This window comes from Corynebacterium sp. HMSC11D10 (genome assembly GCF_001806995.1).
Lineage (GTDB): Bacteria > Actinomycetota > Actinomycetes > Mycobacteriales > Mycobacteriaceae > Corynebacterium > Corynebacterium coyleae.
Map to the genome: position 1 here is coordinate 1119 of NZ_KV787047.1, position 484 is coordinate 1602.

The following is a 484-nucleotide window of genomic DNA, read 5'->3' on the forward strand; positions in this document are numbered from 1 at the left end:
AGGATGCGTTTGCGTCCATGCCGGAGATGAACATTGGCTACGTCACGGACGTGGGCATGTCGTGGTTGCTGCAGAACTTGCCGAAGCACCCGTCGCAGGCGCTCGGCGCGTTTTTGGCGCTGACGGGCTACCGCTTGAGCCCGGACGACATGCTGGCTACCGGCCTGGCGACGCACAAGGTTGCCTCGCTCGAGGGAGTGCTTGACGGGATCGTGGAGCATGGGCCCGGCTACCTCGACGAGATTGCGCTGGAGCAGGGTGAATCGCAGCTCGAGGCACTGTACGAGGACATCGAGGCCACCTTCACCGGCTCCTGGGCAGAGATCCGCGAGAGCCTTGACGGCGAGACCGGCGAGTTCGGCGAGTTCGGCGAGAAGGTGCAGGAATTGACCAAGCAGGCGTCCCCGTCGTCGCTCGTGGCGGCGGCGGAACTCATCGCAGCCAACGCATCGCAGGATCTGGCCGGCGCGCTGGACAATGAGCG

1 protein-coding gene is annotated in these 484 nt (G+C 65.1%); it reads left to right on the forward strand.

Annotation, left to right across the window (positions count from 1 at the left end):
* Positions 1 to 484: enoyl-CoA hydratase/isomerase family protein (locus HMPREF3120_RS04795; protein ID WP_210384497.1), on the forward strand; the 484-nt coding region annotated here is incomplete at both ends.